General features: G+C 60.0%; 15 protein-coding genes. 1 reads left to right on the top strand and 14 read right to left on the bottom strand.

Features of this window, described 5'->3' with window-relative positions:
- Positions 1–273 precede the first annotated feature (273 nt).
- The 13 genes from F3G95_RS06625 to pheS form a co-directional block, all read right to left on the bottom strand.
- Complete coding sequence (locus tag F3G95_RS06625; protein ID WP_347562904.1) at positions 274–624, bottom strand: cupin domain-containing protein; 351 nt, start codon at positions 622–624, stop codon at positions 274–276.
- A gap of 157 nt (positions 625–781) precedes the next feature.
- Positions 782–1,987, bottom strand: a complete 1,206-nt coding sequence (tuf, locus tag F3G95_RS06620; protein WP_149794321.1) for an elongation factor Tu — start codon at positions 1,985–1,987, stop codon at positions 782–784.
- Between the two features lie 171 nt (positions 1,988–2,158).
- Positions 2,159–4,285: an elongation factor G gene (gene fusA, locus F3G95_RS06615; RefSeq protein ID WP_149794320.1), complete on the bottom strand. Its 2,127-nt coding sequence runs from the start codon at positions 4,283–4,285 to the stop codon at positions 2,159–2,161.
- A gap of 24 nt (positions 4,286–4,309) precedes the next feature.
- Positions 4,310–4,780, bottom strand: coding sequence for a 30S ribosomal protein S7 (gene rpsG, locus F3G95_RS06610; protein WP_005930552.1), 471 nt, complete (start codon positions 4,778–4,780; stop codon positions 4,310–4,312).
- Positions 4,781–4,943: 163 nt separating this feature from the next.
- Positions 4,944–5,372 carry a 30S ribosomal protein S12 gene (rpsL, locus tag F3G95_RS06605; RefSeq protein WP_015564943.1) on the bottom strand — a complete coding sequence of 143 codons (429 nt, stop codon included), beginning with the start codon at positions 5,370–5,372 and terminating at the stop codon, positions 4,944–4,946.
- Positions 5,373–5,665: 293 nt separating this feature from the next.
- Entirely contained in the window at positions 5,666–9,241 is a 3,576-nt protein-coding gene (gene rpoC, locus F3G95_RS06600; RefSeq protein WP_149794319.1) for a DNA-directed RNA polymerase subunit beta', read from the bottom strand.
- A 133-nt stretch (positions 9,242–9,374) separates the two neighbouring features.
- Positions 9,375–13,202: a DNA-directed RNA polymerase subunit beta gene (locus F3G95_RS06595; RefSeq protein ID WP_149794318.1), complete on the bottom strand. Its 3,828-nt coding sequence runs from the start codon at positions 13,200–13,202 to the stop codon at positions 9,375–9,377.
- A gap of 389 nt (positions 13,203–13,591) precedes the next feature.
- On the bottom strand, positions 13,592–14,671 hold the full coding sequence (gene rpoD / locus F3G95_RS06590; protein WP_149794317.1) for an RNA polymerase sigma factor RpoD: 1,080 nt from the start codon (positions 14,669–14,671) through the stop codon (positions 13,592–13,594).
- Between the two features lie 36 nt (positions 14,672–14,707).
- Positions 14,708–16,486: a DNA primase gene (dnaG, locus tag F3G95_RS06585; protein ID WP_149794316.1), complete on the bottom strand. Its 1,779-nt coding sequence runs from the start codon at positions 16,484–16,486 to the stop codon at positions 14,708–14,710.
- A 21-nt stretch (positions 16,487–16,507) separates the two neighbouring features.
- Positions 16,508–17,506: a deoxyguanosinetriphosphate triphosphohydrolase gene (locus F3G95_RS06580; protein WP_149794315.1), complete on the bottom strand. Its 999-nt coding sequence runs from the start codon at positions 17,504–17,506 to the stop codon at positions 16,508–16,510.
- A gap of 186 nt (positions 17,507–17,692) precedes the next feature.
- A complete protein-coding gene (locus tag F3G95_RS06575) occupies positions 17,693–18,313 on the bottom strand; it encodes a YigZ family protein (protein WP_149794314.1) in 621 nt (206 codons plus the stop codon).
- A gap of 129 nt (positions 18,314–18,442) precedes the next feature.
- The gene (gene pheT, locus F3G95_RS06570; RefSeq protein ID WP_149794313.1) at positions 18,443–20,854 is read right to left on the bottom strand and encodes a phenylalanine--tRNA ligase subunit beta; all 2,412 of its coding nucleotides are present in this window, start codon (positions 20,852–20,854) and stop codon (positions 18,443–18,445) included.
- Positions 20,855–20,872: 18 nt separating this feature from the next.
- The gene (pheS, locus tag F3G95_RS06565) at positions 20,873–21,895 is read right to left on the bottom strand and encodes a phenylalanine--tRNA ligase subunit alpha (RefSeq protein ID WP_149794312.1); all 1,023 of its coding nucleotides are present in this window, start codon (positions 21,893–21,895) and stop codon (positions 20,873–20,875) included.
- A gap of 924 nt (positions 21,896–22,819) precedes the next feature.
- On the opposite strand from pheS, the gene F3G95_RS06560 reads away from it, so the two are divergent.
- A complete protein-coding gene (locus F3G95_RS06560; RefSeq protein WP_149794311.1) occupies positions 22,820–24,013 on the top strand; it encodes an MFS transporter in 1,194 nt (397 codons plus the stop codon).
- Positions 24,014–24,374: 361 nt separating this feature from the next.
- Here the strand turns inward: F3G95_RS06560 and F3G95_RS06555 are convergent, their stop codons facing one another.
- Positions 24,375–25,556: an MBL fold metallo-hydrolase gene (locus F3G95_RS06555; RefSeq protein WP_149794310.1), complete on the bottom strand. Its 1,182-nt coding sequence runs from the start codon at positions 25,554–25,556 to the stop codon at positions 24,375–24,377.
- Position 25,557: the final 1 nt, after the last annotated feature.

Below are 25,557 nucleotides of genomic sequence, written 5' to 3'. Positions count from 1 at the left end.
CAAGCCTGTCCCGCAGCAAAAAGGATCCCTCGTTCGCCTCCGCATGGCGGGCATCCCGGGGTGTCGTTCCCGCTTTTTGCACCAGCTCGGCACAGGTCTTTTTTACCATTCTACCCCCCCCCCCTACTTTTTCAATGGTAATAATCTACAAAGTTTCGCCATTTTATTTGTTTACTTTTCGCCGGGCCGGAAATGCAAAAACACCCTTCCCCTGCCGGTCAAGGCAAAGAAAGGGTGTTTTTATGCCCCGTGATGGGCGCGGCGGGCAGCCTCTCAGACAAAATCCTCCCGCATGGGGGTGAAGATGTCCAGCAGGATGCCGGCCTCGGTGCAGACGCAGCCGTGCTCCACGCCGTCCTCTTTCAGGATGGTATCCCCTGCCCTCACAGTGTGGGTCACGCCGTCCACCGTGAAATCGAACGCGCCCGACACCACATAGGTGATCTGGGTGTGGGGGTGGTGATGCAGTGCGCCCACGGCCCCCTTTTCGAAGGTGTTCTCCACACACATCAGGCCGTCGGTGTAGGCCAGCACCCGGCGGGTGACGCCCTCGCCTGCCGTCTGCGGCAGAGCCTCTGCATGATAGACCCAGCGCTGTTTCTTCTCGGGAAGCTTCATATCCATTCCTCGTTTTCCGCCGCCGGACAGCGGCTTTTTCTTTTATTATAGCGGCCCGGCCCCCGCAGCACAAGAGCAAACAAAAAAGACCTTCCCACTCTCCGGAATGGGAAGGTCTTTATCAGTGCTTAGTTCGCCTTAGAACTGACGTTCAAGGACATGATCACTCAATGATCTTGCCGACGACGCCGGAACCAACGGTACGGCCACCCTCACGGATAGCGAAACGCAGGCCCTCTTCCATAGCGACGGGGGTCAGCAGCTCAACGTGCATCATGACGTTATCGCCAGGCATGCACATCTCAGTGCCTTCCGGCAGGGTGATGATGCCGGTCACGTCGGTGGTACGGAAGTAGAACTGAGGACGATAGTTGGAGAAGAACGGGGTGTGACGGCCGCCTTCGTCCTTGGTCAGAACGTAGACCTGGGACTCGAAGACCTTGTGGGGATGAACAGAACCGGGCTTAGCCAGAACCTGGCCACGCTCGATCTGGGTACGGTCAACACCACGCAGCAGAGCGCCGATGTTATCGCCAGCCTCAGCGAAGTCCAGAGACTTACGGAACATTTCCAGACCGGTGATGGTGGTGCTCAGACGATCGGGCTTGATGCCGACGATCTCCATTGCATCGCCAACCTTGGCCATACCACGCTCAACACGACCGGTAGCAACAGTACCACGGCCAGAGATGGTCATGACATCCTCGATGGGCATCAGGAAGGGCTTGTCCTCCTCACGATCGGGGTTGGGGATATAGGTATCGACAGCGTCCATCAGCTCCTTGATGCAAGCATACTCGGGAGCATCGGGATCCTTAGAGTCAGACTCCAGAGCCTTCAGAGCGGAACCACGAATGATCGGGGTGTCGTCGCCCGGGAAGTCGTACTCGGACAGCAGCTCACGGATCTCCATCTCGACCAGATCCAGCAGCTCCTCGTCGTCGACCATATCGCACTTGTTCATGAAGACAACGATATAGGGCACGCCGACCTGACGAGCCAGCAGGATGTGCTCACGGGTCTGGGGCATGGGACCGTCGGTAGCAGCAACGACCAGGATAGCGCCGTCCATCTGAGCAGCACCAGTGATCATGTTCTTGACGTAGTCAGCATGGCCCGGGCAGTCAACGTGAGCATAGTGACGAGCGTCGGTCTGATACTCAACGTGAGCGGAGTTGATCGTGATACCACGAGCACGCTCCTCAGGAGCCTTATCGATGTTGGCGTAGTCCATGAAGTCTGCGTCACCCTTCAGAGCCAGGTACTTGGTGATAGCAGCGGTCAGAGTGGTCTTGCCGTGGTCAACGTGACCGATGGTGCCGATGTTAACATGCGGCTTAGAACGGTCGAACTTTGCCTTTTCAGCCATTGGAATATCCTCCCTTAAATTAGGTTTTGATATTGGTTACAACAGTCCTGCTAATACAGAATTGCATTGCAAAACTATTCTACTAGATTCCACCTGTAAAATCAAGTGTTTTACAGGAAATTTTGCCGGAGCTACACTACCCCGGCAAAATCTTTATCCGTTTTTCAACGATCAGCCCTTGGTGCGGCCTGCGATGATCTGATCAGCGATGTTCTTAGGCACCGGCTCGTAGTGAGACGGCTCCATGACATACTGGCCACGGCCCTGGGTCTTGGAACGCAGGTCAGTGGCGTAGCCGAACATCTGAGCCAGAGGAACGAATGCGTTGACACGCTGGGTGCCAGCCATTGCCTCCATGCCCTGGATCTGACCACGGCGAGCATTCAGATCGCCGATGACATCGCCCAGATACTCATCGGGAACGATGACAGCGACCTTCATGATAGGCTCGGTGATGATAGGATCAGCCTTGCGCATAGCATCCTTGAAGGCCATAGAACCTGCAATGGAGAAGGCCATCTCAGAGGAGTCGACCTCATGATAAGAACCATCCCACAGGGTGACCTTGACGTCAACGACAGGATAGCCTGCCAGAACGCCGGACTTCATAGCACCCTGGATACCGTTGTCGATAGCCGGGATGTATTCCTTCGGGATAGCGCCGCCAACGATGGCGTTGACGAACTCATAACCCTTACCGGGCTCGTTGGGCTCGATCTTGATCTTGACGTGACCGTACTGACCCTTACCACCAGACTGACGAGCGTACTTGGTCTCCTGGTTGGCCTCCTTGCGGATGGTCTCACGGTAAGCGACCTGAGGTGCGCCGACGTTAGCCTCGACCTTGAACTCACGGAGCAGACGGTCGACGATGATCTCCAGATGGAGCTCGCCCATGCCGGCGATGATGGTCTGACCAGTCTCTTCGTCGGTGTAGGTCTTGAAGGTAGGATCCTCTTCGGCCAGCTTTGCCAGCGCGATGCCCATCTTCTCGTTGCCGGCCTTGGTCTTAGGCTCGATGGCGACGCGGATAACGGGCTCGGGGAACTTCATGGACTCCAGAATGATGGGATGATTCTCATCACACAGAGTATCACCGGTGGTGGTGTTCTTCAGACCAACGACAGCAGCAATATCACCTGCGTAGCAGCAGTCGATATCCTTGCGGTGGTTGGAGTGCATCTGCAGGATGCGGCCCATACGCTCCTTGCTGTCCTTCACGGAGTTGTAGACAGTAGTACCTGCCTCGACCTTACCGGAGTAGACACGGAAGTATGCCAGCTTACCAACGAAGGGGTCGGTAGCGATCTTGAAAGCCAGAGCTGCGAAGGGAGCGTCGTCGGAAGACGGACGGGTCTCCTGCTCTTCGGTCTCAGGATTCACACCCTTGATGTCCTCGACATCGGTAGGTGCGGGCATATAGTCAACGATAGCGTCCAGCAGCTTCTGCACGCCGCGGTTCTTGTAGGAAGAACCACAGACAACGGGGACCAGAGTGTTCGCAATGGTCTCTTTGCGGATAGCAGCCTTCAGTTCCTCACGGGTGATCTCCTCACCCTCGAGGTACTTCTCCATCAGAGCCTCGTCGTTCTCGGCAACAGCCTCAACGAGGATGTTGCGATACTCCTCAGCCTGCTCCTTCATATCCTCAGGAATAGGCTCGGTGCGCATATCGTTGCCCATATCGTCGTAGTAGACCTCAGCGTTCATATCGACCAGGTCAACGATACCACGGAAGGTATCCTCCTGACCGATAGGCAGCTGGATGGCCACGCCGTTGGCGTGCAGACGATCGTGCAGCATCTTGATGCAGCGGAAGAAGTCAGCACCCATGGTGTCCATCTTGTTGACGTACACCATACGGGGGACTTTGTACTCATCAGCCTGACGCCAGACGGTCTCAGACTGAGGCTCGACACCGCCCTTGGCAGCCAGAACGGTCACAGAACCGTCCAGGACGCGCAGGGAACGCTGGACCTCAACAGTGAAGTCAACGTGGCCCGGGGTGTCGATGATGTTGATGCGGTGACGATTCTTCTTGAATGCAACAGGGTCCTTCTGAGTCTCAGAGTGGCTCCAGTAGCAAGTGGTAGCTGCGGAGGTGATGGTGATACCACGCTCCTGCTCCTGGACCATCCAGTCCATGGTAGCGCCGCCGTCGTGAACCTCGCCGATCTTGTGGTTGATGCCGGTGTAGTACAGAATACGCTCGGTAGTGGTGGTCTTACCAGCATCGATGTGGGCCATAATGCCGATATTTCTCGTCATCTGAAGAGAAACTTCTCTGGGAGTAGCCATGAAATTAACCTCCTACAGAACAGATCAATAACGGAAATGAGCGAAAGCCTTGTTGGCCTCGGCCATCTTGTGGGTATCCTCGCGCTTCTTCACGGCGTTGCCGGTGTTGTTGGCAGCGTCCATGATCTCAGCAGCCAGGCGCTGGGCCATGGTCTTCTCACCACGGCTGCGGCTGTAAGCAGTCAGCCAGCGCAGGCCCAGAGTCTCGCGGCGAGCGGGGCTGACCTCCAGGGGGACCTGGTAGTTAGCGCCGCCAACACGGCGGGTCTTGCACTCGAGGCTGGGCATGATGTTCTCCATCGCCTTCTCGAAAGTCTCGAGAGGATCGTTGCCAGTCTTCTCCTGAATCATGGAGAAAGCCTCGTAAACGATCTTCTGAGCGACGCCCTTCTTGCCGTCCAGCATGACGCTGTTGACCAGACGGGTGACCATCTTGGAATTGTAAATAGGATCAGCTAAGACATCGCGCTTAGCAATGTTACCTCTTCTAGGCATCTTTCTTCCCTCCTTCACAGAATGATATCATCGGTACTCGAAAGTAATAAAACTCCCGTTGTGTCACAAAGAGCTGACCTTACATAAACTGTTGCCCTCCGCACGTTTCTGCGGACTTGTTATTTATATAATGGAAAGCCGTTTATGGCGGTTCGTTCCTCAATTACTTCTTTGCAGCACCGGCCTTAGGACGCTTTGCGCCGTACTTGGAGCGGGCCTGATTACGGCCTGCAACACCCTGGGTATCCAGAGTACCACGGATGATGTGGTAACGCACACCGGGGAGGTCCTTAACACGACCGCCACGGATCAGCACGACGGAGTGCTCCTGCAGGTTATGGCCGATACCGGGAATGTAAGAGGTGACCTCGATACCATTCGTGAGGCGGACACGGGCGACCTTACGCAGAGCAGAGTTAGGCTTCTTGGGGGTCATGGTACGGACTGCAGTGCAGACACCGCGCTTCTGGGGGCTGTTCAGATCAGAATACTGTTTCTTCTGAGAGTTGTAAGTCTTCAGCAGTGCGGGAGCAGTGCTCTTCGTAGCCAGGACCTGGCGGCCTTTGCGTACAAGCTGGTTAAAAGTAGGCATTGGTTTTCTCCTTTCTTAATGATGAACATCGGATGTTTTCCGACTTTTTTGCCGCACTATCCCTGTGTGGGACGCGCAACGGTTATATAATACCCGTTTTCATCAGGAATGTCAACAGTTTTTCCAATATTTTTTTGTTTTATTCGCCGAAAGGGTTTTTAGAGCGCTTTACCGGCAGGCTTTGACTGAGAGGTTTTAACGGAACAGCATTCCAAACAAAAAGAGCCGCCTTCGCGGATACTCTCCACAAAAGCGGCTCTCCTATTTACCTTAAGAGAACTGTGACGGGAAGCTTACTGCCGTGCGGCAGCTGCCAGCTCAGCGGCGACCTCGGCGTCGCGCTCTTCCTCACGGCGCTTCAGGTCCTCACGCACCTCCGGGAGACCGGTACCTGCGGGGATGAGCTTACCGATGATGACGTTCTCCTTCAGACCGGCCAGCGGATCGACCTTGCCCTTGATGGCGGCCTCGGTCAGCACGCGGGTGGTCTCCTGGAAGGAGGCGGCAGACAGGAAGGACTCGTTTGCCAGAGCAGCCTTGGTGATGCCCAGCAGCACCTGCTGATACTCGACCAGCTTGATGCCCTGCTCACCGGCGTCGATGCGCTTCTGCAGCTCGGCGTTGATGTTCTCGACTTCCAGACGGTTTGCCAGAGCACCGCCGATGAGGTCGGAAGAACCGGAGTCGGTCACGCGGACCTTGCGGCACATCTGACGGACGATGACCTCGATATGCTTATCGTTGATCTCAACGCCCTGCAGACGGTAGACCTTCTGGACCTCGCTGATGAGGTAGTTCTGAACATCGCTCAGACCCTTGATGGCCAGGATGTCCTGAGGATACAGGACGCCTTCACGGGTGATGATGTCGCCCTTCTCCACGCGGTCGCCCGGCATCACACGTGCGTGCTGGGTGAACGGGATGGAGTAGCTCTTGACGACCTCAGCGCCGTTCTCGTCCTTGCCAGTGACCTTGACGACGACGTTCTTCTTGGTATCGTCGTGAGAGACGACACCGGAGATCTCGCTCATGATGGCCATGCTCTTGGGACGGCGGCTCTCGAACAGCTCCTCGACACGGGGAAGACCCTGAGTAATATCTTCAGCAGATGCGATACCGCCGGTATGGAAGGTACGCATGGTCAGCTGAGTACCGGGCTCGCCGATGGACTCTGCGGCGATGACGCCGATGGACTCGCCCAGCTGGACGGGCTCACCGTTTGCCATATCGCTGCCGTAGCAGTGTGCGCAGACGCCGATCTTGGCACGGCAGGTCAGCAGGCTGCGGATCTTCAGCTTGGTGATGCCTGCGGCCTCGATGTCGTTTGCATCGTAGAGGTCGATCATCTTGCCTTCGGGAACGATGACCTTGCCGGTGACGGGGTCGAGGACATCACCCACGGCATAACGGCCGATGATACGCTCACGGAAGCTCTCGATCTTCTCCTTGCCCTCGTGGATCTCGGAGACCCACAGGCCGTCGGTGGTGCCGCAGTCGATCTCGCGGACGATGACTTCCTGAGAGACATCGACCATTCGACGGGTCAGGTAGCCGGAGTCAGCGGTACGCAGAGCGGTATCGGCCAGACCCTTACGAGCGCCACGAGCGGAAACGAAGTATTCCAGGATATTCAGACCTTCGCGGTAGTTCGCACGAATGGGCATCTCGATGGTCTTACCGGCGGTGTTTGCCAGCAGGCCGCGCATGCCGGCCAGCTGCTTGATCTGGTTCATAGAACCACGAGCACCGGAGTCTGCCATCATGAAGATCTCGTTGTCCTCGGGCAGGTTTGCAGCCAGAGCCTTGGAGACCTTATCGGTGGTAGCCTGCCAGATGTTGATGGTCTGGGAGTAGCGCTCGTTCTCGGAGATCAGGCCGCGGTTGAACAGCTTGCTGACCTGAGAGACCTGCTTGTCGGCGTCGGCGATCAGCTCGTCCTTCTGGGGCGGGATGACAGCGTCGCAGACAGCGACGGAGATAGCGGACAGCGTAGAGTACTTGTAGCCCTGTGCCTTGATGGCGTCCAGCATCTTTGCACACTTGCGGCTGCCGTTGCGGGTCATGCAGCGGGAGATGATGTCGGGCAGGGTCTTCTTGGTCACGCGGAAGCTGACCTCGTACTCCAGCCAGTGCTCAGGGTCGGTGCGGTCGATATAGCCCAGATTCTGAGGCACGGGGTTGTTGAAGATGATGCGGCCGACGGTGGCGTCTACCAGACCGGTGCGCTCCACGCCGTCGATGACCATGGTGCGGCGCACCTTGATGGGTGCGTGCAGGGTGACGATGTGCTCAGCGTAAGCCATCAGAGCCTCGTTCTCATCGCGGAACACCTTGCCTGCGCCCTCTTCGTTCTCACGAACGGTGGTCAGGTAGTAGCTGCCCAGGATCATATCCTGCGTAGGAACGGTGACAGGTGCGCCGTCAGAGGGCTTCAGCAGGTTGCCGGAAGCCAGCATCAGCATCTTGGCCTCGCGGCAGGCATCCTCGCCCAGGGGCAGATGGACTGCCATCTGGTCGCCGTCGAAGTCGGCGTTGAATGCGGTACAGGCCAGGGGGTGCAGCTTGATGGCACGGCCCTCGACCAGCACGGGGTTGAATGCCTGGATGCCCAGACGGTGCAGGGTAGGTGCGCGGTTCAGCAGGACGGGGTGGCCCTTGATGACAGTCTCAAGGCTGTCCCAGACCTCGGGCTTTGCGCGCTCGACCATCTTGCGGGCAGACTTGATGTTGTTGGCAACACCCTTCTCGACCAGGTCCTTCATGACGAAGGGTTTGAACAGCTCCAGAGCCATCTCCTTGGGCAGACCGCACTGGTCCATCTTCAGCTCAGGACCGACGACGATAACGGAACGGCCGGAGTAGTCAACACGCTTGCCCAGCAGGTTCTGACGGAAGCGGCCCTGCTTGCCCTTCAGCAGATCGGAAAGGCTCTTCAGTGCGCGGTTGTTGGGACCGGTGACGGGACGGCCGCGGCGGCCGTTGTCGATGAGGCTGTCAACTGCTTCCTGCAGCATACGCTTCTCGTTGCGCACGATGATGTCGGGAGCGCCCAGCTCCAGCAGGCGGCGCAGACGGTTGTTGCGGTTGATGACGCGGCGGTACAGGTCATTCAGGTCGGAGGTGGCGAAGCGGCCGCCGTCCAGCTGGACCATGGGACGCAGGTCAGGCGGCAGCACGGGCAGCACGTCCATAACCATCCACTCGGGGCGGTTGCCGGAAACGCGGAAAGCCTCGACGACTTCCAGACGCTTCAGGATACGCACCTTCTTCTGGCCGGAGGACTTCTCCACCTCGGCAGTCAGCTCAGCGCTGAGCTGGTCGAGGTCGATCTCCTTCAGCAGGTCCTGAACGGCCTCAGCACCCATCGCAGCCTCGAACTCGTCGCCGTAGCGCTCGCGCATCTCGCGGTACTCTTTCTCGGTCAGCAGCTGCTTCTTTTCCAGCGGGGTCAGGCCGGGATCGGTGACGATATAGCTTGCAAAGTAGAGGACCTTCTCCAGCAGGCGGGGGCTGATGTCCAGCATCAGGCCGATGCGGCTGGGGATGCCCTTGAAGTACCAGATGTGGCTCACAGGAGCGGCCAGCTCGATGTGGCCCATACGCTCACGGCGGACCTTGGCCTTGGTCACCTCGACGCCGCAGCGGTCGCAGATCTTGCCCTTATAACGGATGCGCTTATACTTGCCGCAGTGGCACTCCCAGTCCTTGGTAGGTCCAAAAATGCGCTCGCAGTACAGACCGTCGCGCTCCGGCTTCAGGGTGCGGTAGTTGATGGTCTCAGGCTTCTTCACCTCGCCATAGCTCCAGTTGCGGATCTGGTCAGGAGAGGCAAGGCCGATTTTGATCGAATCGAAGACGTTGTTTTCCATGAAACGAACCCTTTCTTAATCTTTATAGTCTCGATGATAACAGTTGACGTTGGAAGACCCGCTGCCCTCCCCTGCCCTGCGGCGGCAGCACGCGCACCGCGCAGGGAAACACAGCTTTCTCAAAGGGGCCTTATTATTCGTCGATGTTCACTTCGTCAGAAGCGGACTCTGCAGCGGCAGAGTTGTCATCCTCCAGCACGGAGGGATCATCGAAACCAGCATCGGCGTCCTTGATGGTGTAATCGTTCAGCAGCTCGTTCTCGTTGGCGACAGTCTCGGTGCCGGCAACATCACGCATATCGAAGCCGGTCTCTTCGTCGTCGAAGTTCTGGCGCATATCGATCTCGTTGCCTTCCTTGTCCTGGACCACGACGTCCAGACCCAGAGACTGCAGTTCCTTGAGCATAACGCGGAAGGACTCGGGGATGCCCGGCTGCGGGATGGGCTCGCCCTTGACGATGGCCTCGTAGGTCTTGACACGGCCCTCGACGTCATCGGACTTGACGGTCAGGATCTCCTGCAGGGTGTAAGCAGCACCGTAAGCTTCCAGAGCCCAGACCTCCATCTCGCCGAAGCGCTGGCCGCCGAACTGGGCCTTGCCGCCCAGAGGCTGCTGAGTGACCAGAGAGTAGGGGCCGGTGGAACGGGCATGGATCTTATCATCAACGAGGTGATGCAGCTTGAGGTAGTACATATAACCGACGGTAACGCGGTTATCGAACTTCTCACCGGTACGGCCATCGTAAACGGTGGTCTTGCCGTCGCGGTCCAGCTCGATCTTGGAGAAGTCGATGATGTGGCCCTTCTCGCCCATCAGCTTGGGGAGCTTGGTGGGATATGCAGGAGCATTCTCGCCGTGCCACATCTCGCGGGCGGTATCGAAGGTATCGCCGATGTCAGCCTCGCGGGCGGAGTCGAAAACGGGGGTCATGACCTTGATGCCGCAGGCCTTGGCAGCGTAGCCCAGGTTGACTTCCAGCACCTGACCGATGTTCATACGGGAAGGAACGCCCAGGGGGTTCAGCACGATGTCCAGCGGGGTGCCGTCGGGCAGGTAGGGCATATCCTCCTGCGGCAGGATGCGGGAAACGACACCCTTGTTGCCGTGACGGCCTGCCATCTTATCGCCGACGCTGATCTTGCGCTTCTGAGCGATGTAGCAGCGGACGACCTCGCGCACACCGGGCTGCAGCTCGTCGCTGTTCTCCGGGGTAAAGACCTTGACGTCCACGATGATGCCGTACTCGCCGTGAGGCACACGCAGAGAGGTGTCACGCACCTCGCGGGCCTTCTCGCCGAAGATGGCACGGAGCAGGCGCTCCTCAGCGGTCAGCTCGGTCTCGCCCTTCGGGGTGACTTTACCGACCAGAATATCACCGCTCTTGACCTCGGCGCCGATGCGGATGATGCCGCGCTCGTCCAGGTCCTTCAGAGCATCCTCAGAGACGTTGGGGATGTCGCGGGTGATCTCTTCGGGTCCCAGCTTGGTGTCGCGGGACTCGGTCTCATATTCCTCAATGTGGATAGAGGTGTAAACGTCCTCACGGACGATCTTCTCGTTCAGCAGGACGGCGTCCTCGTAGTTGTAGCCCTCCCAGGTCATGAAGCCGATGAGGGCGTTCTTGCCCAGAGAGATCTCGCCGTTGCGCATTGCGGGGCCGTCGGCCAGCACCTGACCGGCCTTGACGTTCTCGCCCACCTCGACGATGGGGCGCTGGTTGATGCAGGTGCCTGCGTTGGAGCGGGCGAACTTGACCAGAGAATAGTTGTCCACGGCGCCCTGAGCGTTGCGCACCTCGACATGGTCAGCGTCCACCTTCTCAACGATGCCGTCGTTCTTTGCCAGAACAGCGGTGCCGGAGTCGGTAGCAGCCTTGTACTCCATACCGGTAGCAACGATGGGCTGCTGGGTGACCATCAGAGGCACTGCCTGACGCTGCATGTTGGAGCCCATCAGAGCACGGTTACAGTCATCGTTCTCCAGGAAGGGGATGCAGGCGGTAGCGACAGAGACCATCATTCGGGGCGAGACGTCCATATAATCGACCTTCTCGGCGTCGATCTCCAGGATGTCGTCGCGGCGGCGGGCAGAAACGCGGGCGCGCTTGAAGTGCTTGGTCTCGTCCAGAGGCTCGTTGGCCTGAGCAACGACGTACTCGTCCTCGACGTCAGCGGTCATATACTCGACCTCGTCGGTGACGACCTGGTCGATGAGGCGGCCCTTCTCGTCGTAGGTCTTCTTGACCTTGCGGTAAGGAGCCTCAACGAAGCCGTACTCATTGATCTTGGCGTAGGATGCCAGATAGGAGATCAGACCGATGTTGGGGCCTTCAGGAGTCTCGATGGGGCACATACGGCCATAGTGGCTGTAGTGGACGTCGCGGACTTCGAAGCCTGCGCGGTCACGGCTCAGACCGCCGGGGCCCAGAGCAGACAGACGGCGCTTGTGGGTCAGCTCAGCCAGAGGATTGTTCTGGTCCATGAACTGGGACAGCGGAGAAGAACCGAAGAACTCCTTGATGGCGGCGACCACAGGACGGATATTGATGAGGGCCTGCGGAGTGATGACGCTCTGGTCCTGGCTCTGCAGGGTCATGCGCTCACGGATGACGCGCTCCATGCGGGAGAAGCCGATGCGGAACTGGTTCTGCAGCAGCTCACCGACACTGCGGATGCGGCGGTTGCCCAGATGGTCGATGTCATCGGTGGTGCCGATGCCGTGGCCCAGGCCGTTCAGATAGTTGATGGAAGACAGGATGTCGGTCACGGTGACGGTGCGGCCGATGAGCTGGTCGTGGTTGCGGCGCAGCAGCTCCTTCTGCTCTTCCACATCCGAAGTGGTGTCGAGGATCTTCTTGATCTCCTCAAAGGAGCAGCGCTCGTTGATGCCGCACTCCTTGACGTCGAAGGAGAAGAAGCCCTGAGCGTCAACACAGCCATTGGTGATGACCTTGACCTTCTTGCCCTCGACGTTCAGCACGACGATGTTGACGCCGGCGTTGTCAGCGGCCTCAGCCATCTGACGGGTGATCTTGGCATCCTTCTCGATGAGCAGTTCGCCGGTCAGAGGAGCAACGACGTTCTCAGCGGCGATGTAGCCGGTGATGCGGCGTGCCAGAGACAGCTTCTTGTTCATCTTATAACGACCAAACCGGGACAGATCGTAGCGGCGGGGGTCGAAGAAGAGCATATTGAGCTGGCTGGTAGCGGACTCCACCGTGGGAGGCTCACCGGGGCGCAGCTTGCGGTAGACTTCCAGCAGGCCTTCCTCGGTGTTCTTGGTGGTATCCTTTTCCAGAGTGGCAAGGATGCGCTCATCCTCGCCGAAGTAGTTCAGGATGTCCTCGTTGGAAGACAGGCCCAGTGCGCGGCAGAGCACGGTGACGGGCAGCTTGCGGTTCTTATCGATACGGACATAGAACACGTTGGAAGCGTCGGTCTCGTACTCCAGCCAGGCGCCGCGGTTGGGGTTCATGGTGGCGCTGTACAGGTCGTTGCCCACCTTATCGTGATCGTGGCCGTAGAATACGCCGGGAGAACGGACCAGCTGGCTGACGATGGCGCGCTCTGCACCGTTGATGACAAAGGTGCCGGCGTCGGTCATCAGGGGGAAGTCGCCCATGAAGATCTCCTGGTCCTTCACCTCGCCGGTCTCCTTGTTCAGCAGACGGGCGGTGACGCGCAGGGGTGCTGCATAGGTCACGTCGCGCTCTTTGCACTCTTTGATGCTGTACTTGGGCTCTTTATCGAGACGGAAGTCCACGAAGCTCAGTGCCAGATTGCCGGTGTAGTCCTCAATGGTGCCGATGTCGTGGAAGACCTCTTTCAGGCCCTCGTCCAGGAACCACTGATAAGAGTTCTTCTGGACCTCGATGAGGTTCGGCATACTGATGACTTCGTCGATGTGGGAGAAGCTCATGCGCTCGGTCTTGCCGAGCTTGACGGGCTTGACTTTCATCATAAAATCAACCACTCCTTACTTTTATACTCTACGGATGTTGCAAAATGCAGGTCGAATTTGAGCAGACACACATAATTCGGCCTGCACCGCGCGCAGAAGTCCGGCGTTTTGCACAAACTTTTCGGTAGGACCCGTTCCGCTCATGCTGCGCAAACTCCCTTTTTGGCGCACTAGGCCATTATGTGATACTAATGCAGTATACACCCTAAAACCCCTGTTGTCAAGCCATTTTTCCGTTTTGAGGCAAAAAAATTCCCGGGCGCCCTCTTTTATCGGACGCCCGGGAACGTGTATGCTTCGCGTGATTTTGGGGTTGATTTTTTTGTTTTTTACGTTCCAGACAAAAACACCCTTGTGCATTTTGTCACCATTTACTCTTGCAATGCAGTTTATTCATCCAGATAATCCCGCAGGCGCTTGGCCCGGCTGGGGTGGCGGAGCTTGCGCAGGGCTTTGGCCTCTATCTGGCGCACCCGCTCCCGGGTGACGTTGAACTCCCGGCCCAGCTCTTCCAGTGTCCGGGCGCGGCCATCCTCCAAACCGAAGCGGAGGGCGATGACCCGCTCTTCCCGGGGCGTCAGGCTCTTGAGCACATTCATCAGCTCCCGGCGGAGCAGCTGCCGCCCGGCCTCGTCGGCGGGGACGCCTGCCTCATCGTCCTGGATGAAGTCCTCGAGGTGGGCGTCCTCTTCCTCCCCCACCGGCGTCTCGAGGCTGATGGGGTCCTGAGCCAGCTGTATCAGCTCCCGCACCCGGGCGGGCTCCATGTCCAGCTGGGCGGCGATCTCCTCGGCGGTGGGCTCCCGGCCTGTGCGGCGCAGCAGCTCTCCTGCCGTCTTCTTCACCCGGTTGATGCTCTCCACCAGATGCACCGGGATGCGGATGGTGCGGCCCTGGTCGGCGATGGCCCGGGTGATGGACTGGCGTATCCACCAGGTGGCGTAGGTCGAGAACTTGAAGCCCCGGTCCGGCTCGAACTTCTCCGCCGCCTTCATCAGGCCGAGGTTGCCTTCCTGGATCAGATCGAGGAAGGGCAGGCCCCGCCCGGCATACCGCTTTGCCACCGAGACGACGAGGCGGAGATTCGCTTCGCTGAGACGGCGGCGGGCGTCCTCGTCCCCTGCCTGCGCAGCACGGGCAAGGGCGGCTTCTTCTTCCGCCGAGAGCAGCGGCACCCGGCCGATCTCTTTCAGATAGGTCTTCACCGGGTCGTCCAGCGCCACGCCTTCGGCGGACAGCTCATGCTCAAGCTTTCCGATCTGCTCTTCGTCCAGAAGCGGCAGCTCTGTCTCTTCCTCGGCCACCTGCACGCCCCGCGTCTCCAGTGCGGCATACAGCTCATCCAGCCCCGCCGGGTCGAAGTCCTGCTCTTCCATGGCACGACTCACCTGCTCGGGCGTCAGGACATGGCGGCGGGCGCGTCCCGCCAGCATCTTCGCCATTTCTTCCGTCTGTGACATTTTCTGCATCTGTGCTTCTCCTTCCGGCCCCAGCCGGTGGAGAGATCAGACCGAATCTTCTGCGTCAGCAGTTCCCTGCTTTTGTTCCCGCATCGACTGGAGATACTGTTCAATATCGTTGGTTGACATACTGGCGGCGCGGCTGGCCACGGGAGTCCCCCGGGCGATGCGTTCCAGATAGAGCTTGATGTCCTCCGGCGTACAGTTCACATCGCTGTATTGTGCCGCAAGACGGCTCAATTCATTCAGAGCTTCCTCGCTGACAAAGGCCCGCAGGGTGGCGAGGCTCACCTCCACCCCCTGCTCCCTGCAGCGGAGCATGGCTTCGTACAGCTCCTTCTGCTGGGGCTGCAAGAACTGTTCCGGCCTGAGCTGGGCGCTCACCTTATCGATATAGCCCGGCTCCCGCAGCATGGCGGCAAGAAGCCGCTGCTCTGCGCTGGCCATGCCCAGTGCGCCCCGGCCTGCGCTGTAGGGGACTTTGATCTGGTTCATCTCCCCCTCCTGCAGGCGGGCGCGGTTCTGCTCCCGGCGGCGCTTGCTGCCCGCTTTCTTCACGGCGTCGGCCAGCTGGGCCATGATGGCAGTCTTGGAGATGTTCGTCTCCTCGGCCAGACGCCCGGCGTAGACCTCCTGCTCGGTGGGGTTGGAGCGCTCGGCCAGCATTTCCACCGCTTCCTTGACGTACTCGAGGCGCTGAGCATCCTGTTTGAGGTCGTACTGACTGCGCAGACGGCCCAGCCGGAAGTCCAGCGCATTGCCCACGCCGTCCAGCAGGGCTTTGAAGCGGTCGGCACCGTATTTCTTGATGTACTCGTCCGGGTCTTTCGCGCCCGGGATCTGCAGCACGCCCACCCGCACCGGGCTGTTGCGGAACAGCTCCAGCGAGCGGAGGGTGGCTTTCTGGCCTGCCTCATCGGAGTCGTAGCTGAGGATGACCTCATCGGCATACTGGCTGATGAGCTTGATCTGGTCGGGCGTCAGGGCCGTGCCGCAGGCGCAGACAGCGGTGTCGATGCCCGCCTGATGCATGGAGATGACATCCATGTAGCCCTCGCAGAGGACGTACCGATGGGAAGCGCTCCGCTTTGCGATCTGGAGCGCGAACACCGTGTCCGACTTGTGGTAGACCAGCGTCTCGGGGCTGTTGACGTACTTGGGCTTGGAGTCGTCCAGCACACGGCCGCCGAAGGCGATGATGTTGCCCCGCAGATCGAAGATGGGGGTCATGACCCGCCGCCAGAACAGGCAGTAGATGCGGCCCGACTGGCTCCGCTTGAACAGGCCGCTGGCGTCCAGCTCCTGCTGGTTGTAGCCCTTGTCCCGGAGATGCTGGTAGAGCGCCTGCCCGTCGTCGGGGGCGTAGCCCAGCCCGAAGCGGTTGATGGTCTTGTCGTCGAGGCCTCGCCGACGCCAGTAGGCACGGGCCTGCCGGGCCTCCTCCACGGTGGAGTTGAGGCAGGCGTGGAAGAAGCGGGCCGCGTCCTTGTTCATGGTGAGGATGCGGCTGCGCAGACGGCCCGTCTTGTCGTCCTCGGTGGGCTCAGGCATACCGGCCCGCTGGGCCAGCAGCTTGACGGCCTCCACGTAGTCGATGCTGTTTATCTTTTTGGTAAAGGTCACTGCATCGCCGCCAGCACCGCAGCCAAAGCAATAGAAGCTCTGGGTGTCCGGATAGACGTAGAACGAGGGGGTCTTCTCGCTGTGGAAGGGACACAGACCGCCGTAGAGCCGGCCCTTCCGCTTGAGCTGGACATAGTTGCCCACCAGCTCCACGATGTCGGTGCGGCGGGTCAGCTCTTCAATATATTCGTGTGGGATCATAAAGATGTTCGGCGCTCCTTTTTACAAAACGTGCCACTTGCGAGGCACAAAGACGTCCTCAAAGGTCCGGATGGCAAATTCGTCGCTCATGCCGCTGATATAGTCGGTGACGGCCCGCTCGGGGTTGTCCTGATAGGCCAGCTGGACGTAGAAGTTGGACATCTGGTCCACATGGGCCAGATAATACTCGTACAGCTCCCCGATGACCTTGTCCACCTTCTGCTCCTCGGCCTTGGCGGTCTTGTCCACATACACGGTGGCATACATGAAGTCCCGCAGGGCGAGGAAGGCTTCATTCTCCTCCGCGCCGACCCCCACATCCCCGTCGCTGTGGGCGAGGATGCTGTTTATCATGGTGGTGATGCGGGCGGACTTTGTCTGGCCCAGCACGGCGGTGCAGTCCTTCGGCAGGGTGGCCGGGTCCAGCACACCGGCCCGGACGGCGTCCTCGATGTCGTGGTTGACGTAGGCGATCTGGTCGGCCATCCGCACGATGCGCCCCTCGGGCGTCGCGGCCCAAGTGCCTTTTGTGTGGGTGACGATGCCGTTGCGCACCTCCCAGGTCAGATTGAGGCCCTGCCCGTCCTTCTCGAGCTTGTCCACCACCCGCAGGCTCTGCATATAGTGCTTGAAGCCGCCGGGCGTGAGCTTATCCAGCGCCCGCTCTCCGGCGTGGCCGAAGGGGGTGTGGCCAAGGTCGTGGGCGAGGCTGATGGCCTCGGTCAGGTCCTCATTGAGCCGCAGCGCCCGGGCGATGGTGCGGGCGATCTGGGAGACTTCCAGCGTGTGGGTCAGGCGGGTGCGGTAGAGGTCGCCCTCCGGCGAGAGAAAGACCTGCGTTTTCTGCTTGAGCCGCCGGAACGCCTTGCAGTGGAGCACCCGGTCGCGGTCCCGCTGGAACACAGGGCGGATGGGGTCCTGTTCCTCCGGTCTCTGCCTGCCCCGGCTCTCATCGCTGAACGTCGCCCACGGGGCCAGCGTCAGCCGCTCGATCTCTTCGGTGCGTGTGCGCACATCCATCCTGTGTCCCTCCTTTTTCTCTCGTTTTCCCTCCTCTCCGCGCGCGGCCGATCCCAATGCCGCGTCTGCGGCTATTGTAACCGATTCGCCCTGTCGAAGGGGGAAAATCCATGTCTCTTCGTCAGAAAATGTTTCGACTTGTCATTTGGTAATTTTTGGTATTTGTTATTTGTTCGACGTTATTTCTTAAAACGCCGCATAGAACGGCTCGCTCACGGTGACATTGGCCGTGCCTCTTGTCAGCTCCTGCAGCTGCGTCAGCAGCGGCCCTTCGGTATGCTCCGGCATCTGCCAGCGGAGGGTGACTTTATCGGTGAACTCCGGTTCGGCCAGCTTGCCGCCCGCCGCCTTGATGAGCAGGTCTGCCCGCTCATAGAGGCCGTAGTCCACCGTCACATCCAGCGCCACCACGCTGCGCACCGTCACCACCTCGGCGGCTTCCAGTGCGCGGGACGTGGCGGTCGTGTAGGCCCGGACAAGGCCGCCGGTCCCCAGCAGCACGCCGCCGAAGTATCGTGTGATGACCACGATGAGGTCGGTCAGTCCGCTGTGCTGCAAGACCTCCAGGGCAGGCGTACCCGCTGTTTTGGCCGGTTCGCCGTCGTCGGAATAGCGCTCCCGGCTCCCCTCCCGCAGGCGGTAGGCATAGACATTGTGGCGGGCGGTGCGGTTGGCCGCGCGCACCTGCTCGAGGAAGGCCACGGCCTTCTCCTCGCTGTCTGCAAAGGAGAGCTGCGCAATGAAGCGGCTCTTCTTCTCTTCGTATTCTCCGATGGCTGTCCCCCGGATGGTGCGGTAATCCTCCACGCTGAATCCTCCTGCTGTGTTTCTATATAAGATAAGTATAGCATAAATCGGCATAAAGAAAAAGAAGCTGCTGCACAAAACACCGTGCAGCAGCTTCTCAGTCTTCATTTCCGGACGGGTGAAACAGTTTTAGCGGATCTCGATGCCCAGCTTGAACTTCAGGTTGCCCAGCACCTTCTTGACGGTGCGCTCCACCTGCTCGTTGGAGACTTCGGCAGCGGGGTCAGAGAGGGTCAGGGAGAAGGCCATGCTCTTCTTGCCCTCGCCGAGGTTTGCGCCGCGATAAATATCGAACAGCTTGACCTCCGTGATGAGGGAGCTTGCCTTCTTGATGGTCTCTTCGATGTCGCCGCAGGCCACAGCCTCGTCGCAGACCAGAGCCAGGTCGCGCTTGACTGCGGCGTAGGGGCTGAGGGGCTTATAGCGCAGCTCACCCTCGACGCAGGACATCAGAGCCTCATAGTCCAGCTCGCCCAGATAGATGTTCTGGCTGTCCTTCTGCTCCTTGGCGATCTCCAGCTCCGCGTTGATCTCGTTGGCCAGCTTGCCGAAGACGCCCAGACGCTTGCCGTTGCAGTAGACGGCGGCGCTGATGCCGGGGTGGAGCCAGCTGGTGGTCTCACGCTGATAGGTGAAGGTCAGGTCAAAGCCCTCCGCCAGTCCTTCCAGAGCGCCCTTGACGGTGAAGAAGTCCTCTTCGGGGCCGAAGGCACCGATGCAGAGGGTCTGGCGCTCGTGGGGATGCTCGTTGATGGGCAGCTCCTTGGCGAGGTAGACGGGAGCCATCTCGAACAGACGGCCCTCAGCGTTGCCCTTCTTGAGGTTGTCCACGATGACGTTCAGCATGGACGGAGCCAGCAGGGTGCGCATGACGGACAGGTTCTCGCTGATGGGGTTCAGGATGCGGATGGCCTTGCGGGCCTCATCCTCCGCCGGGATGTGGAGCATATCGAACTCGGCATTGGAATAGAAGGCCAGCGTGGAAGCCTCATAGAAGCCCTGTGCGGCCAGCAGACGCTTGGTCTTGAGCTGCTGCTTCTGCTCATAGTTCAGACCGCCGTTGGTGACAGCGGCAGTGTTCAGGAAGGTGGGCACGATGTGGTCATAGCCGTACTCACGGATGACTTCCTCGGCCAGGTCGGGGAAGCTCTCCACATCCTCACGGTAGAGGGGTGCGGAGACGTCCCAGCTGCCGTCGGCCTGCACGTCCACGGTGAACTCAAGGCGCTTGAGGATGTCGATCATGGTCTGGTCCGGCACGGTGATGCCCAGCACGCCGCAGATCTTGGCCGGGGTGGTGACGATGTGCTTGCGCTCGAGAGGACGGCCATCGGTCAGATCGTATTCCAGCGTGGTGATGTCGCCGCAGTCCAGCTCCTGGATGAGGTGCAGGGCGCGGGCAAGGCCCAGCTCGGGAGAGTGGCGGTCAACGCCCTTCTCGTAGCGGGCGGAAGAGTCGCTGTTCTGGCCCAGAGCGCGGCTGGTCTTACGGACGGAGTCGCGTGCGAAGGTAGCGCACTCGAAGAGCAGGCTGGTGGTGTTGTCGTCCATGCCGGAGTTTGCACCGCCCATGATGCCGGCCAGAGCGACCGGCTTCTCTGCGTCGCAGATGACCAGATTGTTGGGGTTCAGGGTGAACTCCTTCTCATCGAGGGTGGTGATCTTCTCGCCTTCCACGGCGCGGCGGACGGTGATGCTGCGGCCGGCGACCTTGTTCAAATCGAAGGCGTGCATGGGCTGGCCCATCTCCAGCAGGGTGTGGTTGGTAATATCGACCACGTTGCTGATGGAGCGCAGGCCGCACAGGGCCAGATGGCGCTTCATCCAGCGGGGAGACTCGCTCATCCGGATATTGCGGACGTAGTGTGCCATGTAGCGGGGACAGAGGTCCGGAGCCTCCACCTTCACGCTGATCGGCTCGTCGGCGTCGCAGACGGTGTTGTAGTCCATGGCGGGCATGTGCAGGGGCTTGCCGAGGATGGCGGCCACCTCGCGGGCGATGCCCAGCACGGACTGGCAGTCGGGACGGTTTGCGGTGATGGAGATGTCGAAGATGTAGTCATCCAGACCCACCACAGGGGCGATGTCGGTGCCGGGGACGGAATCCTCGGGCAGGATGAGCAGACCGTAGACCTCAGAGCCCGGGAACAGGTCATCGTTCAGGCCCAGCTCCTCGCCGGAGCAGAGCATGCCGTTGGACTCAACGCCCTGCATCTTGCGGGCCTTGATCTTGATGCCGCCGGGCAGGGTGGAGCCGTCCAGAGCGGCAGGCACGCAGTCGCCCAGCTTCATGTTCGCCGCACCGGTGCTGATGCGGATGTCGTGGCCATACTCGCCGCAGTCCACAACGCACTTGGTCAGATGGGTGCCTTCCTGAGGCTCCATCTCCACGATCCTGCCCACGACGACCTTGCTGATGCCGGCGTCCAGCGGGATGAGTTCCTCGACTTCAAAGCCGCAGGAGAAAAGCTTTTCTTCAAGCTCCTGTGCGGTAACGTCAATATCGACGAGTTCTTTTAACCAACTGAAAGGTACTTTCATTGTTTGCTCTCTCCCCTCTTATTCGTGGAACTGCTTGAGGAACTGCAGGTTGTTCTCAAACATCAGGCCGATGTTGTTGATGCCGTACTTCAGCATGGCGATGCGCTCAATGCCGATGCCGAAGGCAAAGCCGGAGTACTCGTCCGGGTCGATGTTGCAGTTCTCGAGGACTTTGCGGTTGACGACGCCGCCGCCCAGCACCTCGATCCAGCCGGTGTGCTTGCACAGGGGGCAGCCCTTGCCGTGGCACTCGAAGCAGCTCACGTCCACCTCGACACTGGGCTCCGTGAAGGGGAAGTAGGAGGGACGCAGGCGGGTGCGGGTGTCGGCACCGAACATCTTCTGCACGAAGGTGTTCAGAGCGCCCTGCAAATCGCCCAGCGTGATGCCCTTATCCACGACCAGACCTTCCATCTGGTGGAACATGGGGCTGTGGGTAGCGTCGGAGTCAGAGCGGAAGACACGGCCCGGGATGAGCACCTTGATGGGAGGCTTCTGGCTGTCCATGGTGCGGATCTGGCCGCCGGAAGTCTGGGTGCGGAGCAGGAACTCATCGGACAGGTAGAAGGTGTCCTGCATATCGCGGGCGGGATGGTCCTTCGGGACGTTCAGGCGGGTGAAGTTGTGGTCGTCGTCCTCGATCTCGGGGGCGTCTGCCACAGCAAAGCCCATGCCCGAGAAGACGTCGATGATCTGGTTGGTGACGAGGGTCAGGGGGTGCAGACCGCCCACGGCGCGGGTCTTGGCGGGCAGGGTGATGTCCACCGTCTCGGCGGCGTTGCGGGCAGCAAGCTCAGCCTGCTTCACCTTGTCGGCAGCGGCGTCATACTCGGCCTGGACTCTGGCCTTCAGTTCGTTGATGATCTTGCCCATGGCCGGCCGCTCCTCGGGGGCGACAGAGCGCAGATTCTTCATCAGGGCGGGGATCTTGCCGTTCTTGCTCAGATATTCCTGCCAGAAAGTTGCCAGCGTTTCTTTGGAAGAGACCTGGCACAGGCTCTCTTCGGCCTGCTTTGCCAGCTCGTCGATCATTGCTTGCATGGATGTTCTCTCCTTCTCATTCGTGTTGTTCAGCGGACAGCAAAAAAAGCTCCGTCCCCTGCCCCGGCCTCCTGAAAGGCCCGGCAAAAGGGACGAAGCTCTAAAAGTTCACAGCTCCGCGGTACCACCCGGTTTCCGCCCGGCTCTTTCGCAAGCCGCGCGGCGCTCAAAACGCCGTAACGGGGCGCACCGTCCGGCCCTACTGTCGTTCAGGCCGGCCGCTCGGGAGCGAACTTCAGCCTGCGCCCGCGCGGAAGCCCTCTCAGCCGGTGAAGCTTCTCTCTTTGCTGCGGTGCGCCTGCCTACTCTCTCCGTCGCTGCGTTTGGAGTATTCAGGTCGTGGTCATTTTGATAACCGAGAACCATCTTATCACATTTTGGGGCGGTTTGCAAGCACAGCGGGCAGATTTTAAGGAATATCCGCATTTTTCTTGCTTTTCAGCAGTTATTATGGTATGCTGAGCTCAACGCTTTACGGAAAGGAGGGTACACCTGCGATGGGTTGGAACGGCTGTGTTTTCTTCAAAAAAGGAAACCCCTAAGCTTTTCCGGCTCGAAGTGTACCCTTTTATACCTTTCAGCAGAGCGTGGAGCATGATCTATGCGCCCCGCAGCTTTGCTATGGGGCGCTTTTGTTTTGCATAGGCGCTTTCCCTTTGTCAAAGCCTCTCCCCTTGGGAGAGGTGTCACCAAAGGTGACGGAGAGGGCAAGGCCGCTGACGGAGAAGCTCATATGCAGCGATACTCTTACTCTGACAAAGAGACAACTTCTCGCTGCGCAGAGGCTCTTCTCTACCGGGCTTGCCCTCTCAGGCGCTCACGCGCCAGCTCTCCCAAAGGGAGAGCCTTTTGGCCGAGGGAAGGCAGCAAACAGCCTACAAAGGGTACACATTTCTATCCATAATAATAGAAAGGGTGTTCCCCATGAACCTGAAAAAGCAGCTTGCCTGCATCTATACAAACAACTTCTTCTCCGGCCTGCGCATCGCCGACGCGGTGTGGGTGGCGCTGCTGGCCGCGCGGGGCTTCTCGCTGTGGGAGATCGGCGTTGCCGAGAGCGTGTTCCACATGGTCAGCCTCACCTTCGAGGTTCCCAGCGGCATGGCGGCTGACCTGCTGGGCCGCAGGAAGACACTCGTGGCCGGCGGGGTCTGCATGGTGCTCTCCAACCTCCTGATGGCCTTTGCGCCGGACCTCTTTTTCATCTGCCTGGCGATGGCGCTGAGCGCACTGGCCAACGCCATGTTCTCCGGCACCGCCTCGGCCCTGACTTACGACAGCCTCAAGCAGTGCGGACGGACAGACGACTACCTCCGGGTCTCCGCCAACTGCTCCCTGCTCTCCCTGCTGGCCACGGCTGTGGGGTCCCTCGCCAGCACGCTGGAACGGTTTCTCCGCTTTTCCGGTTTCTACCTGCTGAGCGCCGCCTTTGAAGGCACTGCCGCTGCCGCCACCGCCCTGATGACCGAGCCCATCGTCACCGAAATGCAGGCTCGCCGCGAAAAGCAGACCTTCCGCGACCTGCCCGGCCAGCTCGCGCGGCTGGTGCGGGACAGCATCACCGCTCTTCGCGCCACCCCGCTGGCGGCAAAGCTCATCGTCTCCGCCGCTGTCCTCTGCATCCCCAGCTACCTGACCAAGATGTTCGTCCAGCAGCGGCTCGTCGAGCTGGGCTGGCCCACAGCGCTGCTGTTCGTGCCGATGCTGCTGAGCGGGCTTGCCTCCATGCTGGGCGTTGAAGCGGCCCGGCGGCTCCATCCGAAGAGCCTGCGGCGGTTTTACGCCGTCTGCGCCCTGCTCTGCGGCGGGGGCTGCGCGCTGGTGGGTGCCGCCCCGGTGCTGGGCTGCATCTTCGGCTGTATGCTGGTGCAGGGCGTCATCGACGCCTACCTCCTGCATGAGGACCAGAAGCTCAACGATGTCATCCCCAGCGACCAGCGGGCCACCCTCATCAGCGTGGACGGCATGGTCTACAGCCTGCTCATGATACCCGCCAGCCCCCTCGTGGGCGCGGTGGGCGACGCCTTCGGGCAGGCCGGTGCGGGCCTTGCCGTGCTGGGCGTCCTCGTGGCCCTGACCGGCGCGGCGGCGCTTGGCCGGAAGACGCGCGCCTCCTGAGCAAAAAACGCACTGCCGGGTTTCTTGACAGATGTCCGGCAATGCGCTATAATAGCGATAGAAAAGGCACTGTGACAAGCGGTTTGGCCTCTTTCTAAGGATTTGGCTTTTTGAAAACCGTCACCTTGGCAGAGGTGGCGGTTTTACTTTTTGATTCGCAGTGTGAACGTGAGTCCAAACAAGTGAAACGTCAAAGTAATCGGCATCTTCTCACCTCCTTTCGGAAGTGAGAGACCAAACCGCCTACCGTATGTACAGCGCCTTACCGCCTTGCGGCGGCAGTATCAGTGTATCATAAACGCTGACAGAAAACAAGAAAATCCCCCACGAAAGTGGGGGATTTTCTCATGTTCGCAATCTTTTACTTCGCCAGCAGCTCATCCACCATGGCATCCATCTGCGCCTCAGCGGCGGCGTTGGAAGCAGAGCGGAGGGTGACGACGGCGTCACAGACGGTGATGTTCTTCATGCCGTCCAGCTCGGCGCGCATGAGCTTTGCAGCCATGGGCGCCCAGGTGCCGTTCTCCATCAGGGCGATGGTGCGGCTCTGGAATGCCTTGGTCTTGAGGTGGGCCAGCAGGTTCTCCATCGGCGGGAAGAGGAAGCCGTCATAGGTGGCGCAGGCCAGCACGGTCTTGCCGCAGCGGAAGGCCTCGGTGACGGCGTAGGAGACATCGACCCGGGTCAGGTCGATCTCCACCACCTTCGCCCCCTTGGCGCGGAGCTTTTCGGCCAGAATGTGGGCGGCGGCGCGGGTGTGGCCGTGGATGGAGGCGCTGGCGACCAGCACCTTCTCCGGCTCTTCGGCCTTATAGCTGGACCACAGATCGTAGTAGTTCAGGTACTTGCCAAGGTCGCCGGTGAGGACGGGGCCGTGGAGCGGGCAGATGGTCTTGATGTCCAGCGCAGCGGCCTTTTTCAGCAGAGCCTGCACCTGCGGGCCGTACTTGCCCACGATATTCAGGTAGTAGCGGCGGGCCTCGCTGGCCCAGTCGGCCTTCTCGTCGAACTTTGCCACCGCGCCGAAGCGGCCAAAGCCGTCGGCGGAGAAGAGGACTTTTTCGGTGGACTCATAGCTCACCATGACCTCGGGCCAGTGGACCATGGGTGCGAACACGAAAGTCAGGGTGTGAGCGCCCAGCGAAAGGCTCTCGCCGTCCTTCACGACGACGCGGCGCTCCTTGGCGATGGCCTCCGGGCCGAAGAACTGCTCCATATACTGGAAGGTCTTGGCGTTGCCCACCACCTGCATCTCGGGGTAGAGGGCGGCGAGGCGGGCCACATTCGCGCCGTGGTCCGGCTCCATGTGGTGGACAACGAGGTAGGCGGGCTTCTCCCCTGCCAGCGCCTCGGTGACGTTGGCCATCCACTCGTCGGTGGCACGCGCGTCCACGGTGTCGAGGATGGCGGTCTTCTCGTCCCGGATGACGTAGGAGTTGTAGCTGACGCCGGTGGGGACCGGGTACTGGCTCTCAAACAGATCGATGGTGGTATCGTCCACGCCCACGCCCAGAATGGCGCTGCTGATGTTCTTTACGCTCATA

The organism is Faecalibacterium sp. Marseille-P9312, from assembly GCF_902497445.1.
Lineage (GTDB): Bacteria > Bacillota > Clostridia > Oscillospirales > Ruminococcaceae > Faecalibacterium > Faecalibacterium longum.
The sequence above is the reverse complement of the archived record's forward strand: the minus strand, read 5'-3'. Positions and strand labels throughout refer to the sequence as shown.

Bases quoted from the DNA above. Each gene is read 5' to 3' on its own strand.
- F3G95_RS06560 (WP_149794311.1), top strand. From the start codon at position 22,820: ATGAACCTGAAAAAGCAGCTTGCCTGCATCTATACAAACAACTTCTTC.
- pheT (WP_149794313.1), bottom strand. From the start codon at position 20,854: ATGAAAGTACCTTTCAGTTGGTTAAAAGAACTCGTCGATATTGACGTT.
- fusA (WP_149794320.1), bottom strand. From the start codon at position 4,285: ATGGCTACTCCCAGAGAAGTTTCTCTTCAGATGACGAGAAATATCGGC.
- F3G95_RS06595 (WP_149794318.1), bottom strand. From the start codon at position 13,202: ATGATGAAAGTCAAGCCCGTCAAGCTCGGCAAGACCGAGCGCATGAGC.
- tuf (WP_149794321.1), bottom strand. From the start codon at position 1,987: ATGGCTGAAAAGGCAAAGTTCGACCGTTCTAAGCCGCATGTTAACATC.
- pheS (WP_149794312.1), bottom strand. From the start codon at position 21,895: ATGCAAGCAATGATCGACGAGCTGGCAAAGCAGGCCGAAGAGAGCCTG.
- F3G95_RS06580 (WP_149794315.1), bottom strand. From the start codon at position 17,506: ATGGATGTGCGCACACGCACCGAAGAGATCGAGCGGCTGACGCTGGCC.
- dnaG (WP_149794316.1), bottom strand. From the start codon at position 16,486: ATGATCCCACACGAATATATTGAAGAGCTGACCCGCCGCACCGACATC.
- rpoD (WP_149794317.1), bottom strand. From the start codon at position 14,671: ATGCAGAAAATGTCACAGACGGAAGAAATGGCGAAGATGCTGGCGGGA.
- rpoC (WP_149794319.1), bottom strand. From the start codon at position 9,241: ATGGAAAACAACGTCTTCGATTCGATCAAAATCGGCCTTGCCTCTCCT.
- F3G95_RS06625 (WP_347562904.1), bottom strand. From the start codon at position 624: ATGGATATGAAGCTTCCCGAGAAGAAACAGCGCTGGGTCTATCATGCA.
- rpsG (WP_005930552.1), bottom strand. From the start codon at position 4,780: ATGCCTAGAAGAGGTAACATTGCTAAGCGCGATGTCTTAGCTGATCCT.
- F3G95_RS06555 (WP_149794310.1), bottom strand. From the start codon at position 25,556: ATGAGCGTAAAGAACATCAGCAGCGCCATTCTGGGCGTGGGCGTGGAC.
- rpsL (WP_015564943.1), bottom strand. From the start codon at position 5,372: ATGCCTACTTTTAACCAGCTTGTACGCAAAGGCCGCCAGGTCCTGGCT.